Origin of the sequence: Sodalis sp. RH20 (assembly GCF_047324205.1) — a bacterium.
Lineage (GTDB): Bacteria > Pseudomonadota > Gammaproteobacteria > Enterobacterales > Enterobacteriaceae > Acerihabitans.
Genome location: NZ_CP178733.1, coordinates 2,146,926 through 2,159,989, shown reverse-complemented (window position 1 = coordinate 2,159,989; position 13,064 = coordinate 2,146,926). Strand labels below are relative to the sequence as shown.

The 13,064-nt window shown below is 55.4% G+C and carries 12 protein-coding genes; 8 read left to right on the top strand and 4 right to left on the bottom strand.

Annotated features, from left to right (window positions below; translation table 11 throughout):
- The first annotated feature begins 154 nt into the window (after positions 1-154).
- Positions 155-1,207 (top strand): alpha/beta hydrolase family protein, encoded by a 1,053-nt coding sequence (locus ACL2XM_RS09975; protein WP_413728799.1) that lies wholly within the window; start codon positions 155-157, stop codon positions 1,205-1,207.
- On the opposite strand, the gene ACL2XM_RS09970 is transcribed toward ACL2XM_RS09975, so the two are convergent.
- Both ACL2XM_RS09970 and ACL2XM_RS09965 read right to left on the bottom strand, forming a co-directional pair.
- Positions 1,161-2,189 (bottom strand): helix-turn-helix domain-containing protein, encoded by a 1,029-nt coding sequence (locus tag ACL2XM_RS09970; protein WP_413732831.1) that lies wholly within the window; start codon positions 2,187-2,189, stop codon positions 1,161-1,163. The two genes, ACL2XM_RS09975 and ACL2XM_RS09970, sit on opposite strands and share 47 nt — an antisense overlap.
- A gap of 76 nt (positions 2,190-2,265) precedes the next feature.
- Positions 2,266-3,210: a sugar-binding transcriptional regulator gene (locus tag ACL2XM_RS09965; RefSeq protein ID WP_410015203.1), complete on the bottom strand. Its 945-nt coding sequence runs from the start codon at positions 3,208-3,210 to the stop codon at positions 2,266-2,268.
- A gap of 291 nt (positions 3,211-3,501) precedes the next feature.
- Here ACL2XM_RS09965 and ACL2XM_RS09960 point away from each other — a divergent pair, with 291 nt between their 5' ends.
- From ACL2XM_RS09960 to yciH, 4 genes are all read left to right on the top strand, one after another.
- Positions 3,502-3,807: a LapA family protein gene (locus ACL2XM_RS09960; protein WP_410015202.1), complete on the top strand. Its 306-nt coding sequence runs from the start codon at positions 3,502-3,504 to the stop codon at positions 3,805-3,807.
- A 6-nt stretch (positions 3,808-3,813) separates the two neighbouring features.
- The gene (lapB, locus tag ACL2XM_RS09955) at positions 3,814-4,983 is read left to right on the top strand and encodes a lipopolysaccharide assembly protein LapB (RefSeq protein WP_413732829.1); all 1,170 of its coding nucleotides are present in this window, start codon (positions 3,814-3,816) and stop codon (positions 4,981-4,983) included.
- Between the two features lie 93 nt (positions 4,984-5,076).
- Positions 5,077-5,802 carry an orotidine-5'-phosphate decarboxylase gene (gene pyrF, locus ACL2XM_RS09950; protein ID WP_413732827.1) on the top strand — a complete coding sequence of 242 codons (726 nt, stop codon included), beginning with the start codon at positions 5,077-5,079 and terminating at the stop codon, positions 5,800-5,802.
- The gene (gene yciH / locus ACL2XM_RS09945) at positions 5,799-6,125 is read left to right on the top strand and encodes a stress response translation initiation inhibitor YciH (RefSeq protein ID WP_410016553.1); all 327 of its coding nucleotides are present in this window, start codon (positions 5,799-5,801) and stop codon (positions 6,123-6,125) included. The genes pyrF and yciH overlap by 4 nt, the downstream gene beginning before the upstream one ends.
- Positions 6,126-6,284: 159 nt before the next feature.
- On the opposite strand, the gene osmB is transcribed toward yciH, so the two are convergent.
- Positions 6,285-6,503 carry an osmotically-inducible lipoprotein OsmB gene (osmB, locus tag ACL2XM_RS09940; protein ID WP_410015199.1) on the bottom strand — a complete coding sequence of 73 codons (219 nt, stop codon included), beginning with the start codon at positions 6,501-6,503 and terminating at the stop codon, positions 6,285-6,287.
- Between the two features lie 235 nt (positions 6,504-6,738).
- On the opposite strand from osmB, the gene araD reads away from it, so the two are divergent.
- The 3 genes from araD to ACL2XM_RS09925 all read left to right on the top strand — a co-directional run bounded on the left by araD (position 6,739) and on the right by ACL2XM_RS09925 (position 10,996).
- Complete coding sequence (araD, locus tag ACL2XM_RS09935; RefSeq protein ID WP_410015198.1) at positions 6,739-7,434, top strand: L-ribulose-5-phosphate 4-epimerase; 696 nt, start codon at positions 6,739-6,741, stop codon at positions 7,432-7,434.
- 532 nt (positions 7,435-7,966) lie between these two features.
- Positions 7,967-8,983, top strand: coding sequence for a 2-keto-3-deoxygluconate transporter (gene kdgT / locus ACL2XM_RS09930; protein WP_410015197.1), 1,017 nt, complete (start codon positions 7,967-7,969; stop codon positions 8,981-8,983).
- Between the two features lie 408 nt (positions 8,984-9,391).
- Positions 9,392-10,996, top strand: coding sequence for a TcdA/TcdB catalytic glycosyltransferase domain-containing protein (locus tag ACL2XM_RS09925; RefSeq protein ID WP_413732825.1), 1,605 nt, complete (start codon positions 9,392-9,394; stop codon positions 10,994-10,996).
- A 74-nt stretch (positions 10,997-11,070) separates the two neighbouring features.
- Here ACL2XM_RS09925 and ACL2XM_RS09920 read toward each other — a convergent pair whose 3' ends face one another.
- Positions 11,071-13,011 carry an exoribonuclease II gene (locus ACL2XM_RS09920; protein WP_413732823.1) on the bottom strand — a complete coding sequence of 647 codons (1,941 nt, stop codon included), beginning with the start codon at positions 13,009-13,011 and terminating at the stop codon, positions 11,071-11,073.
- Positions 13,012-13,064: the final 53 nt, after the last annotated feature.

Here is a 13,064-nt window from a genome sequence, read left to right as displayed (position 1 = left end):
CACCGGCTGGGCAGGGAGGCCCGGCGATGGCCGGACGTTAGGAAAGGGTAATAAAATAATCAGAATTCACGACCTCGATCGTGTTCCGGGGCGCCCTGATACCGAACTTCATAATATAACTGCGGCACAATTCATCACCGCAGGGTCATTAATGATGTTCATCAGAGGGTTTCTTTTATTGTCTGCTTTGCTGTTGTGTATACAGGTGCAAGCAGCCCCGGGCTTTCGTCAGCTACCGTTGTCGGACCAGAAGGGGGACGCGCTGAATGTGGCGGTGTGGTATCCGGTTTCTTCCGCGGGAATAACGGAATCGGCCGGGGATAATCCCGCTTTCATCGGCGTTGCCGTCATCCGCGATGCGCCGCCCGCGCCAGGCGCACACCCTCTCCTGGTTATTTCACACGGTTACAATGGCAACTGGCGGAATTTGTCCTGGATTGCCGCGGCCATGGCGGCGCAGGGATATATTGTCGCCGCCCCGGATCATCCGGGGACCACCACCTTTAATCAGAATCCTGCAGACGCTAAACAGCTGTGGCGGCGTCCGCGCGATCTTAGTGCGGTTATCGACCTAGTCATTCACTCTCCCGGACTGTTCGGGGCAACGGACAAAGACCGGATTGCCGCGTTGGGGCATTCCCTGGGAGGATGGACCGTCATGTCGCTGGCGGGGGCACGCTTTGACCCTGCCCGGTTTTTGCACGACTGCCGGCAACACCCACAACGGGGCGACTGCCGGTTAACGGACAAGCTGGGCATCGATGAAGCGTTGTCGCAGGAAAAATTATCTGCAGATCACCGGGATGCAAGAATCAGAGCCGTCGTGTCTCTCGATCTCGGACTGGCCCCCGGGTTTACCCCCCGCAGTCTGCATGATATTAGCCTGCCTGTCCTGATCCTCGCGGCCCAGATGGACCAGCTGGCGGCGTTGCCAGCCGAAGAGGAATCAGGGTACCTTGCCGCCGCAATGCGTCCGCAATGGAGACAATTCGACATCATTGATGGGGCTACCCATTTCAGTTTTATGTCGTTGTGCAAGCCCGGCGCTGAAACGCTTATCAATGAAGAATCCCCTGGCGATGGCATCGTCTGCCGGGACGGTAGCGGAGCAAGCAGGTCTGGTATTCATCAGGCGCTGGTGGGTAAGATCAGTGCATTTCTCAATGCGTCGCTTGATTATCATGCGCCCGCTGGCGAAACACCGTAGGAGACACGCCGGAAACCCGCTGAAATTCGCGGTTAAAATTAGATTTAGTCATAAATCCTGACTCCAGCATGATATCCGTAACGGGCATCGGGGTGCTTAGCAGCAGTTCCTTTGCCCGTTCAACCCTGAAACCGTTGATCCACTGCGATACGTTGCACTGACTTATCGCATTTACCGCACCTGAAAGCTGCCGCGCGGGCACCCCTGTTTTCCTGGCCAGAAGACTGAGTGTGAGATCGGGATTGAGGTAGATTTGCGATTCACGCACCTGTTTCTCCAGCAGGCGATATAGTCCCGCCAGTTCTCCCGCGGGTAACTCGGCGCGTGCGGGTGGCGTTGCTTCCCGGGCAGCCGATCCGGATAGCGCCGCCGTACTTCTTGCACTGACAATGGCAGCCCCGATAAGCGGCAGCAGCATGACCTGAAAAATAACAACCATAACAGGAGCCTGTTTGCCGCCGGTGATGCTGAAGTCAAATGACACCGCAAGATCTGTCAGCGCGGATAGGCACAGGAAGCAGCCGGCGAAAAAAGCCATCCTTGTGGTATGCGATGACTCGCCCAGTCGGCTCAGCGTGAAGTTATGCTCTCCCTGCCATGCCATACGCAACAAGCTGCATCCGTAGCCGGCAAATAGCATAAACAAGATAAAATCTGTCGCTGCCGGCCAGAATATCCTGATAAAAAAGGCGAGGGTAGCAGGGACGAACAGCAGTAGCCAATGACGTTGCCTGTTGATTTCAGTCATTGAGATGAAGCTGTGCCAGGCGACAGGCGGCAAAAGCAGCGCCAGCCCCGACTGGATATTCCTCAGCATGGCGGAATGATATTCCCAGCGCAGCGTACTTACAGACAGGAGGACTATGCAGGCAACCAGGAAACGTAGCGTACCGCCGTGGCGTTGTTTTTTAGGAAACAGCGTCAGTGCCAGTAAGAAAAGCAGCGCGGATACAGTAATAACGGGAAAGGGAACAGAAAGCATGGCGGCGGCACCACAACAGAAAGTTACCGGGAATATTTACACACATCGGGCCACGGGGCAATGACGCGCCCGCGGGCTATACCAGCTGTTCCGCCACCAGGCGATCCGTTATCAGCACATCGATATACCGTCCTTCCAGCGCGCCCTTAATCGCGGCGACCTTTTCCTGTCCGCCGGCCAGCGCCACCACCCGCGAGCATTGCCGCACCTGCGGCAGCGGCATGCCGATGACAGGATCCTCGTCGTCCTCGAGCACCGCCTCGCCCCGGGCGTTGAAATAATGCAGGCAGATATCGCCCACCGCGCCGCGCTCCGCCAGCAGGCGCAGCATCTTTTCGTGATAATAGTTGCCGGAATTCATCAACAGCTGCGACGGCTCCAGGGCGCCGATGCCGACCAGCGCCACGTCCACCTCGCCGAACTTAGCCACCACATCCGCCACCTCGCTACTGTTGACCAGCCGCATACGGTCCTCCACCGAGCGCTCGATACTTTGCGCCGGCAAAAGATAGGCCTTGCAGTTGAGCTGATCGGCCAACAGCTGGGTGAGCAGGGTGGCCTGAACGTTGCCGTTGGGGCCGACACCGCCCAGCAGTTGGATAACGCCGCTCGCCTTGACCGCCAGAGGATGAAGGTTGTCCACCATTTCCCGCAGCGTGCTGCTCCACGACGAAATGCCCACCAGGTCGTCCGGCCGGATGCTGGTCTGCATATAATGCGCCGCGGCGGAACCGATGGCCTGCTTGATTTGCTGCGCCCCGGCGTTATCGGGCACATCCACCACGATGGCCTGGTCGATGCCGTAGCGCTGCTGGATGGCCGACTCCAGGCCCATAAACATATTCGGCGGTTGCACCACGCTGATTTTCACCACGCCGTCCTTGATGCAGCGGGTGATGGCGCGGGAAACGAAGGATTGCGACAAATGGAGGGCGGCGGCGATATCCGCCTGTTTTTTATTTTCCGTGTAATATAACGTCGCAATTTTAACCAATAAACGCTGTTCGTCTTGTCTGGACATGCGGCGTTCTCCAACGGGTCCCTTTCATGCTTACATTTTTATGCATAACTGAATAAATAACAAGCTGTGCATGATCTTGCGGTTGGGTTTTCTGCCGGCGGCACCTATAGTTTTAAGACCGGCTTCATGAATCGGGCAGGCGCAGACGGTTTCCAGGAAGGTCGGCAACAGATAATGCCGTTATGTTGTCTACAGCATTTCCTTCGTAACGCGGGAAATGCTAATTTATACCATCTTGGCGCCGGTTTATGGACGCGGCCCATCCGAATAACGTGGTTTGCGGGAAAAAATGTGAAATATGCTCTGATATTTTTGCTGGTTCTGGTGATTTTTATTATTTCTTTCACCTTTGGAGCCCATAACGATCAGGTCGTTACCTTTAATTATTTACTGGCCCAGGGGCAATACCGGGTATCTACGTTGCTGACGGTCCTGTTTGCGATGGGATTTATCCTCGGCTGGGTGATCTGCGGCCTGTTTTACCTGCGCGTGCGTCTGGCCTTGTTGCGCGCCGATCGCAAAATCAAGCGTCTGGAGCAGCGGCCGGCGGCCGGCGCCGACATCGCCACGACCGTACCCACAGCCGCGAAGGAATAACCGGTTATGCTTGAGCTGCTGTTTCTGTTGTTGCCCGTGGCGGCCGCATACGGCTGGTACATGGGGCGCAGGAGCGCGCAGCAGGATAAACAACAGGATGCCAACCGCCTGTCGCGCGAATATGTCGCCGGGGTCAATTTCCTGCTGTCCAACCAGCAGGATAAGGCGGTGGACCTGTTCCTGGATATGCTCAAGGAAGACAGTAACGCCGTGGAGGCCCATCTGACGCTGGGCAACCTGTTCCGCTCGCGCGGCGAAGTGGATCGCGCCATCCGTATTCACCAGGCGTTGATGGAAAGTACCGCCCTGAGTTTTGAACAGCGCCTGCTGGCCATCCAGCAACTGGGCCGGGATTACATGGCGGCGGGTTTTTACGATCGCGCCGAGGAAATGTTCAACCAGCTTATCGAGGAAGAGGATTTCCGCACCGGCGCCTTGCAGCAACTACTGCAAATCTACCAGGCCACCAGCGAATGGACCAAAGCCATAGAAACGGCCGAAAAGCTGGTCAAGCTGGGTAAGGATCACCAGCGCATCGAAGTTGCCCATTTTTATTGCGAACTGGCCCTGCAGGCCATGGGCAGCGACGATCTGGACAAAGCCATGGCGTTGCTGAAAAAAGGCGCGGCGGCCGATAAGAACTGTGCGCGGGTGTCCATCATGATGGCGCGTATTTTCATGGCGCGGGAGGATTACCCGGCGGCGGTGGCCGTATTGCAACGGGTGCTGGATCAGGATAAAGAGATGGTCAGCGAAACCCTGCCGATCCTCCAGACCTGCTACCAGCATCTGGATCAGCCGCAGGCCTGGGCCGATTACCTGCGGCGCTGCGTCGAGCTCAATACCGGCGCGGCGGCTGAGCTGCTGCTGGCCGACGTCATTGAGCAAAACGATGGCACCGAGGTCACCCAGATCTATATCAACCAACAGCTGCGCGAGCACCCCACCATGCGCATGTTCCACCGCTTGATGGATTTCCATCTTAACGAGGCGGAAGACGGCCGGGCCAAGGAGAGCCTGCAGGTGCTGCGCGATATGGTCGGCGAGCAAATCCGCACCAAACCCCGCTATCGCTGCATAAAATGCGGTTTTACCTCCCACAGCCTTTACTGGCATTGCCCTTCCTGTAAATCCTGGGCCTCCATCAAGCCGATTCGCGGCCTCGACGAGCAATAAGCCGGCTGACGGCTAGGCATTTGCCCCGGCGGCAGGTAACATATCGCCATAAATCAAGGCTGCCCCGCTAAGGCATTATTAAAGGTTCTCGTCATGACAAGCGATCTTATATCAACCCCCTCGCCGGTGATCGTCGCCCTGGATTATGCCGACCGTAGGCAGGCGCTCTCCTTTGCCGACCAGGTTTCCCCCCACGAGTGCCGCCTGAAAATCGGCAAGGAAATGTTTACCCGGTTTGGCCCCGAGCTGGTGCGTGAACTGCGGCGCCGGGGATTTGATGTTTTTCTCGACCTGAAATTTCATGACATCCCCAATACCGTGGCCAAGGCAGTGGCGGCGGCGGCGGAGCTCGGCGTGTGGATGGTAAATGTCCACGCCTGCGGCGGCGAACGCATGATGAGCGCGGCCAAAGCGGCGCTTGCGCCCTATGGCGACCAGGCGCCGCTGCTTATCGCCGTCACCGTGCTGACCAGCATGGCCGATGCGGATCTGGCCGGCCTGGGCATTCCTTATACCGCCGCCGACTATGCCGGGCGCCTGGCCGAGCTGACGCAACGCTGCCATCTGGACGGTGTGGTTTGTTCGGCCATGGAGGCGGCGGCGTTTAAAGCCCGTTTCGGCCGCGATTTTCGCCTGGTGACGCCGGGCATACGCCCGCAGGGCAGCGACGCCTCCGATCAGCGGCGCATCATGACGCCACTGCAGGCCCGGCGCGCCGGGGTGGATTATATGGTCATCGGCCGCCCCATAACCCAGGCCGCCGATCCGGCCGCCGCGCTGCAGGCCATTTTACGCCAATTGCAAACGGGAGAAGCCTGATGGACGACAACAGCCGGTTGGTTTATTCCACCGACCGCGGGCGCATCGACGACCCGCCACAGACCGCTCCGCGCCCCGCCGGGGACGGTATCGTACGTATCCAGCGCCAGACCAGCGGCAGGAAAGGCAAGGGCGTTTGCCTGATCACCGGGCTTGCGGGGGACGATAACGCCCTGGCCCTGCTTGCCGCCGAGCTGAAGAAAAAATGCGGCTGCGGCGGCGCGGTTAAACAAGGGGTTATCGAAATCCAGGGCGATAAGCGGGAGTTGTTAAAACAATTGCTGGAAGCGAAGGGACTGAAGGTAAAACTGGCCGGAGGCTAGCATCGGCGGATGACGGTGATGCGCGGCGGCATGTGATGCCGGCGGGTGGCGAGGGGCACGCCAAGCACGCGCGCCTGACTACGGCGGTCATACCGGCGCCGACGGCGCCGGGAACGCGTCCCTCAATGGGGGATGAAGCTTTACCCGTCCGTGAGGGTATTAATGAACCTGATGGCCGATAATACCGCCGACCGCGGCGCCGCCTACCGTGCCCAGTCCGCTGCCATTGGTGAGCACCGCGCCGCCCAGGGCGCCGGCGCCCGCGCCGATGGCGGTGTTACGGTCACGTTTTGACCAGTTTGAGCAGGAACTTAGCGACAAGGCGAGGGTGACCGCTAATACTGCGGCGGCAATACGTTTTGTTGAATTATTCGTCATCGTCAACTTCTCCATAGGTGTCAATAATAAGTATTTATTATAGTACCGACTCGGTTGTTTAGCTTGTATTGCTATAAATAAAGTCATTCGCTATGACGGGGCCGAAAGCGGACCGGTCAGGGCACGCTAAAACGGGGCAATAGCAGAAGACAACCGGATCTTCAGCCGTTTTGACCATACCGGTGGCGTCCGGCTGCCGGGACAATGTCCTCATGGCGTTTCTGAGGACAACACAATGCTTAACGAATTAAAAGAACAGGTTCTGGCGGCCAATCTGGCTTTGCCGCGCCATCATCTGGTGACCTTCACCTGGGGCAATGTCAGCGCGGTCGATCGCGGGCAGGGGCTAATGGTGATCAAACCCTCCGGCGTCGGTTATGAAGCCATGACCCGCGACGATATGGTGGTGGTGGAGCTGGAGACCGGGCGCGTGGTCGAAGGCGGCAAAAAGCCGTCATCGGACACCGATACCCACCGGGTGCTTTATCTTGAGTTCGCCGGCATCGGCGGCATTGTCCATACCCACTCCCGCCATGCCACCATCTGGGCCCAGTCCGGCCTGGATATCCCCGCCTGGGGCACCACCCATGCGGATTATTTTTATGGCGCCATCCCCTGCACCCGTTTGATGACGGAGGCGGAAATCCAGGGACGTTATGAATGGGAAACCGGCCGCGTGATTGTCGAAACGTTTAAAACGCGCGCCATCGAACCCACCGCCATCCCGGCCGTGCTGGTCAACTCCCACGGTCCGTTCGCCTGGGGCAAAGATGCTGATACGGCGGTGCATAACGCCGTGGTGTTGGAGGAGGTGGCCTATATGGGTATTTTCTCGCGTCAGTTGACGCCGCAACTGCCGGCCATGCAGCCGGAATTACTGGATAAGCATTATCTGCGTAAACATGGCAAGAATGCCTATTACGGTCAATAGCCCTGCTTTACGACACCCGCTTGGTCCCTGGTGATTAATTAACCATTGGCGGAGTGGGTGTTATCATTATTGTATTTAAATTAATTAATATAATAATTATTGTTTTATATACGTATATAATCCGCATTATTTTTCACTTCGGCTAAATACTCTCCTCAGGCTTTTTGTCAGGTGTCATGCTTTCCCCTCCCTGGTGTTATTGATGCGCAGCGCCGCGCCGTTGTCTACACTTAGCCCGGGAAACCCGCGCCACCAGGCGCAACGCCTTGCCGCGCCGGCTGGCAGATAGTTATCTTTACCAGAACGATGGCGGAAACGTGATCTTCATCTCATTTTGAAACCTTATATCCATTCAATTAAAATGATCTTCTTTTAAAAAAGAAACATTGTTTCATTTTATGCTCCAGATCACTGTATTACAGGATGTAACCGGTTACTTTAACGCTCAACTGACCCCGTCAATGAATGGGGCATGGCCACGGAACGGCGCCCTACGACTCATGGGAATACTTCGAACTTAGGTGGAATCACGATGCAAATCAAACGTGCAATTGACAAAATCCCTGGTGGTATGATGCTCGTGCCGTTATTTATCGGCGCGTTATGTCATACTTTTGCCCCGGACGCGGGTAAATATTTCGGATCATTTACCAACGGCCTGATCTCCGGCACCGTGCCTATTCTGGCGGTGTGGTTTTTCTGCATGGGAGCGTCAATTAAACTCAGCGCCACCGGCACCGTTTTGCGTAAATCCGGTACGCTGGTGGTAACCAAAATCGCCGTTGCCTGGGTGGTCGCCGCGGTAGCGTCACGTTTACTGCCGGCCAACGGCGTGGAAATCGGCTTCTTTGCCGGCTTATCCACCCTGGCGCTGGTCGCCTCCATGGATATGACCAATGGCGGGCTGTACGCCTCCATAATGCAGCAATACGGCACTAAGGAAGAGTCGGGGGCATTTGTCCTGATGTCGCTGGAATCCGGCCCGTTGATGACCATGATTATTTTGGGCACCGCCGGTATCGCTTCTTTCGAGCCGCATGTGTTCGTCGGCGCGGTGCTGCCGTTCCTGATTGGGTTTGCCCTGGGCAACCTGGACCCGGAGCTGCGGGATTTCTTCAGCAAAGCGGTGCAGACGCTGATCCCGTTCTTCGCCTTCGCACTCGGCAATACCATTAACCTGAACGTCATCGCGCAAACCGGCCTGCTGGGCGTGCTGCTGGGCGTTTCGGTGATTATCATCACCGGTATTCCGCTGATCCTGGCCGATAAGTTTATCGGCGGCGGCGACGGTACCGCGGGTATTGCCGCCTCCAGTTCCGCCGGGGCCGCGGTGGCCACGCCGGTGCTGATTGCCGAAATGGTGCCGGCCTTTAAGCCGATGGCGCCGGCGGCAACCGCGCTGGTGGCCACCTCGGTGATTGTTACCTCAATACTCGTGCCGATTATCACCGCGCTGTATTCCAAACGCGTGAGAAAAGGCCATGTCAGCCTGATGGATGAAGAACTGGCCGCGCAGGCCGCGCTGAAATCCAATGCCGCCGAAAGATAACGCTGACGATGAGCAGTAGCAAATAAAAATCCCCGCAGGTGAAGTGAACCCCGAAAGTTGGACACCCAACGAGTAGGGGTTTTTGCTTATGGGGCAAAATAAAATGCCGGAGATACGACAACGTTTTTTCCGGTGTTAGCCGTATACAGGCGCAGGCGAGTCGCCCACATTCCGTTTAGCCGGGTGGTGCGAGTGTCGGTTTGAGAATAAAACCCAGGTACTTAAATCCACCTTGTTTATATTATATTGAAATATTCGTGATGGATTTTGTTATTATCTGCCGGATTTTAAATCTACTGCGCAAGTATAGTAAGAGTAACATTATTTATTACCTGCATTCTTTTATCATAAACAGAAAGCCGATTTTTAATGGACTTTTTTCTTTTTATTTTTTTATGGATAAAAAAGTTGATTACCTTATCATATATCTCCAATGAATTATTTCCATTACGGCATGAAAGCACTGATTTTGGCGAGAAGGGCGATTATTATCAGGCACTGAACCTGTGGAAAAGTGAAGCCCGGAACGGCTTTGGGGAACGTCGCGATATAGCGGCTGACATAATAAAAAACTGCATCGAGACGGGCAGCGTGAAGTTGAATTTAAGCGGTCTTAACTTAACCAGTCTGCCGGTTTTACCACCGCATATCGAAGAGCTCAATGTCGGTAATAATGTACTGAAAACATTGCCTTCTTTTCCAGATACATTGAAGATACTTAAAGCCAGCCATAACAGGCTTATGACGTTTCCCGCAATTGCGTCGGGATCATCATTGGAAGAGTTATATTTAGCGGATAACTTCATTAAAATAAAACCACAATCCGCAGGTTCGCTGCAACATCTTGACCTTAGTAACAATCCACTCTGTTTTGTTATCCCAAAAATTATCCATCATATTTGGTTGGGTGACGCACCTTTTCCTTATGAAGCGATGATAAATCTTGTACGAAATGTAGACTTAAATCCTGATTATGTCATTAAGCTATGGGTTGATAATCCTAAGCGCACGCACTCGGAACTGATGACCGTCGGATTAACATCAGCGATCTTTGCTCGTGTTGAGATTTTGAGGTACTCGGCACCCTATGAACTTGAAGCTATAATTTTAAGAGAATGCGCGGATACCCCCTATAAGAATTACGCAGCGGCGTCTGATGTTTTGCGCTTGTCCGTACTCAGGGATTTTGGCGGTATCTATATGGATGTTGACATTGCTTTGAGCGAATCTTTGGGCGACATATTAATTGATAATCAGTTTGGGCAACCTGCGGTAGATTCACTCTTCAAATATGATAGTGTGACTACGTCTGATGACGATTTTGAGGTGGGTGTAATCAACGGTGTTATTGCTGCCCTTAAAGACGCCAAGGATATCGATTTTCTCTTGGAAGCAATAAAAGCTGTTTACACAGGCAAAGAGTTTACATTGGGACCTAATAAAACAAAATTCATGGATTTTTTTAAGCATTTTTGGAGTGGTTATTCTGGCGACAACAGTCTAACCGCACAAATAAAAGTTAGGGAAGTTTTACGTACGCAAGAAAAATTGAATGGATCAGCCAAGTTAGAAGCATTAAATCTGTTAGATGAAACAGAGAAAAATAAACGACTGGAAGCATTGAGTAATTATAATAGAAATTTATTCAGCGATGATGCCGATTTTGCGAATATCACATGGGGCCTTAAGCGGGAACGAGCGCTGGTGAGATATACAGGTACTTTAAGTTTTACGGGACCCCTATTACTTTTCCTATATCTGAACAATGAAAAACCGGGTGATCTTATACCTGCTAATTTACAGCAAGACCCCAAAAATGGTTTTCACAGTGTCAGGAAATTCATTAAGACTGATATTTTTGGGAAAATAGAGGACCCGTTTGGTAAATGGATTGCAGATGAAAATGGTAAGGGTGGCCGCGTGGAACATCCTATGGGTAGATGGACGCAAAAAAATAACGACACGGGTGACTGGATCGCTCCCGCCATGCATGGCTGGATCACTGACATCTAACGGCAAATACTGCCCGTCCCATCTGTTTATCAAACCAACCGGGGAGGCGTAAGCCTCCCTGAATTATTACGCCATCAAACCGGGCGGGCTATCACCGAACGGGTTTCCTGGCGCACTTCCGCCACGGTCACCTCAATGGTGTCTCCCTGGCGGTAGCGCTCCTCGCCCTTTACCTGCACGGTGCCGGTTTCCTGGCTGCACACCAGTTCATCGCGCACGCTGTGGATAAAGGGCGCCGGGATAAACGCCACCGCGCCGTTCTCAATAAGCCGCACGCGCATGCCGCCGCGCGAGACATCGATGATTTCAGCGCTATAGTGGGTATCGCCGCCGGCTTTATCCGCCAGGTAGCGGGCATAGAGCCAGTCGCCCACATCGCGCTCCGCCATGCGGTTTAACCGGCGGCGTTCGGACATCTGCACGGTAATCTCTTCCGACGGCCGCGCGGCGCTGCCCTGGCTTATCAACGCCTTTAGCAGGCGATGGTTGATCATATCGCCGTATTTACGGATAGGCGATGTCCAGGTGGCATAGGCGTCCAGCCCCAGGCCGAAATGCGGGCCGGGTTCGGTGCTGATTTCCGCGTAGGTCTGGAAACGGCGCACGCGGCTGTCAAGGTAGGAGGTCGGCATGGCGTCCAGCCGGCGGCGCAGGGCGCAAAAGCCCGGCAGCGTCAGCAGGGTGGCGGCGTCGGCCTCGACATCATTGGCGGCAAGGATCGCCACCGCCTGCTCCACCAGGGTCTCGTCAAAGCCGTTATGCACGTTGTACACACCATAACCCAGGCCGTCGCGCAGCACGCGCGCGGCGCAGACGTTGGCGGCGATCATCGCTTCCTCGACCATGCGGTTGGCGATGCGCCGCGGTTCAATCTGTATGGACAATACGTCGCCTTTACCATCAAGGATAAAACGATAATCGGGACGATCCTTGAAGACCAGCGCATGGGCCTGGCGCCAGGCGGCGCGGGCCAGACAGGCGCGCTGCAGCAACCGGAGCTGTCCGGCGATGGCCGGATTGCCGGGCTGCCATGCGCTGTTGCCTTCCGCTTCCAGCCAGTCGGAGACATCGTCATAGGCCAGCTTGCCCTTGGATTCGATCCAGGCGGCAAAAAAGCGCGGTTCGTCGCCAAGCGAGCCATCGCCGTTAATGACCACGCGGCAGGCCAGCACGGGACGGCGTTCGTTGGGACGCAGCGAACAGACATTATCGGACAGATCGCGCGGCAGCATCGGGATATTGAATCCCGGCAGATAATTGGTGAACGCGCGTTCCCGGGCAATCAGGTCAAGCTTGCTATCGGCCTTGACATAGGCCGTCGGATCGGCGATGGCGATAGTCATCACCAGCGCGTCGCCTTCGCCCGCCTCGACGTACAGCGCGTCATCCATATCTTCGGTGCTGGCGCTGTCGATGGTGATAAAATCCAGCGCGGTTAAATCTTCGCGCGGCAGGTTGTCGTCGTCCAGCACCAGCCCTGCGGGCATCGGCGGCGCCTCGCGCTCCAGGTTATGCCGGGCGAGGGTGACCCACCAGGGGGCGAAATGGTCGTCGCCGACGGTCACCAGTTGGGTGATCTCGGCATAAAATTGCCGGTCGCCCTTAAGCGGGTGGCGGCGCATTTCCGCCACCGCCCAATCGCCGGTCTGGAACGCATGCTCCACGCCGCGCACCGGTCGGCAGGGGATGACTTCACGGATCAGCGGATGGTTCGGCACGATGGACAGGCGGTCGTCCTTGAGCTGGACGCGGCCGACAAAGCGCGACAGGAACGGCTCCACCAGTTCTTCCGGCTCGACAATTTCCCGGTCTTTTTCAGAGCGCACAGTGGCGGTGATCCGATCGCCGTGCATGACTTTTTTCATGAACGGCGGCGGAATGAAATAGCTTTTTTGAGCATCGACTTCAAGGAAGCCAAACCCTTTCTCAGTGCCTTTGACCACGCCTTCGACACGCGGCGTCTGAGAGTGAAGTTGCTGTTTTAGCTGTGCGAGCAGCGGGTTATCTTGAAACATAATGTCCAGAAATAAGAAGGTAAAAAGGCTTCAATAACGGCAGACAGTTTTAC

Coding starts and splice junctions, on each gene's coding strand:
- ACL2XM_RS09975 (WP_413728799.1), top strand. CDS start 155: ATGTTCATCAGAGGGTTTCTTTTATTGTCTGCTTTGCTGTTGTGTATA.
- ACL2XM_RS09970 (WP_413732831.1), bottom strand. CDS start 2,189: ATGCTTTCTGTTCCCTTTCCCGTTATTACTGTATCCGCGCTGCTTTTC.
- ACL2XM_RS09965 (WP_410015203.1), bottom strand. CDS start 3,210: ATGTCCAGACAAGACGAACAGCGTTTATTGGTTAAAATTGCGACGTTA.
- lapB (WP_413732829.1), top strand. CDS start 3,814: ATGCTTGAGCTGCTGTTTCTGTTGTTGCCCGTGGCGGCCGCATACGGC.
- pyrF (WP_413732827.1), top strand. CDS start 5,077: ATGACAAGCGATCTTATATCAACCCCCTCGCCGGTGATCGTCGCCCTG.
- osmB (WP_410015199.1), bottom strand. CDS start 6,503: ATGACGAATAATTCAACAAAACGTATTGCCGCCGCAGTATTAGCGGTC.
- araD (WP_410015198.1), top strand. CDS start 6,739: ATGCTTAACGAATTAAAAGAACAGGTTCTGGCGGCCAATCTGGCTTTG.
- kdgT (WP_410015197.1), top strand. CDS start 7,967: ATGCAAATCAAACGTGCAATTGACAAAATCCCTGGTGGTATGATGCTC.
- ACL2XM_RS09920 (WP_413732823.1), bottom strand. CDS start 13,011: ATGTTTCAAGATAACCCGCTGCTCGCACAGCTAAAACAGCAACTTCAC.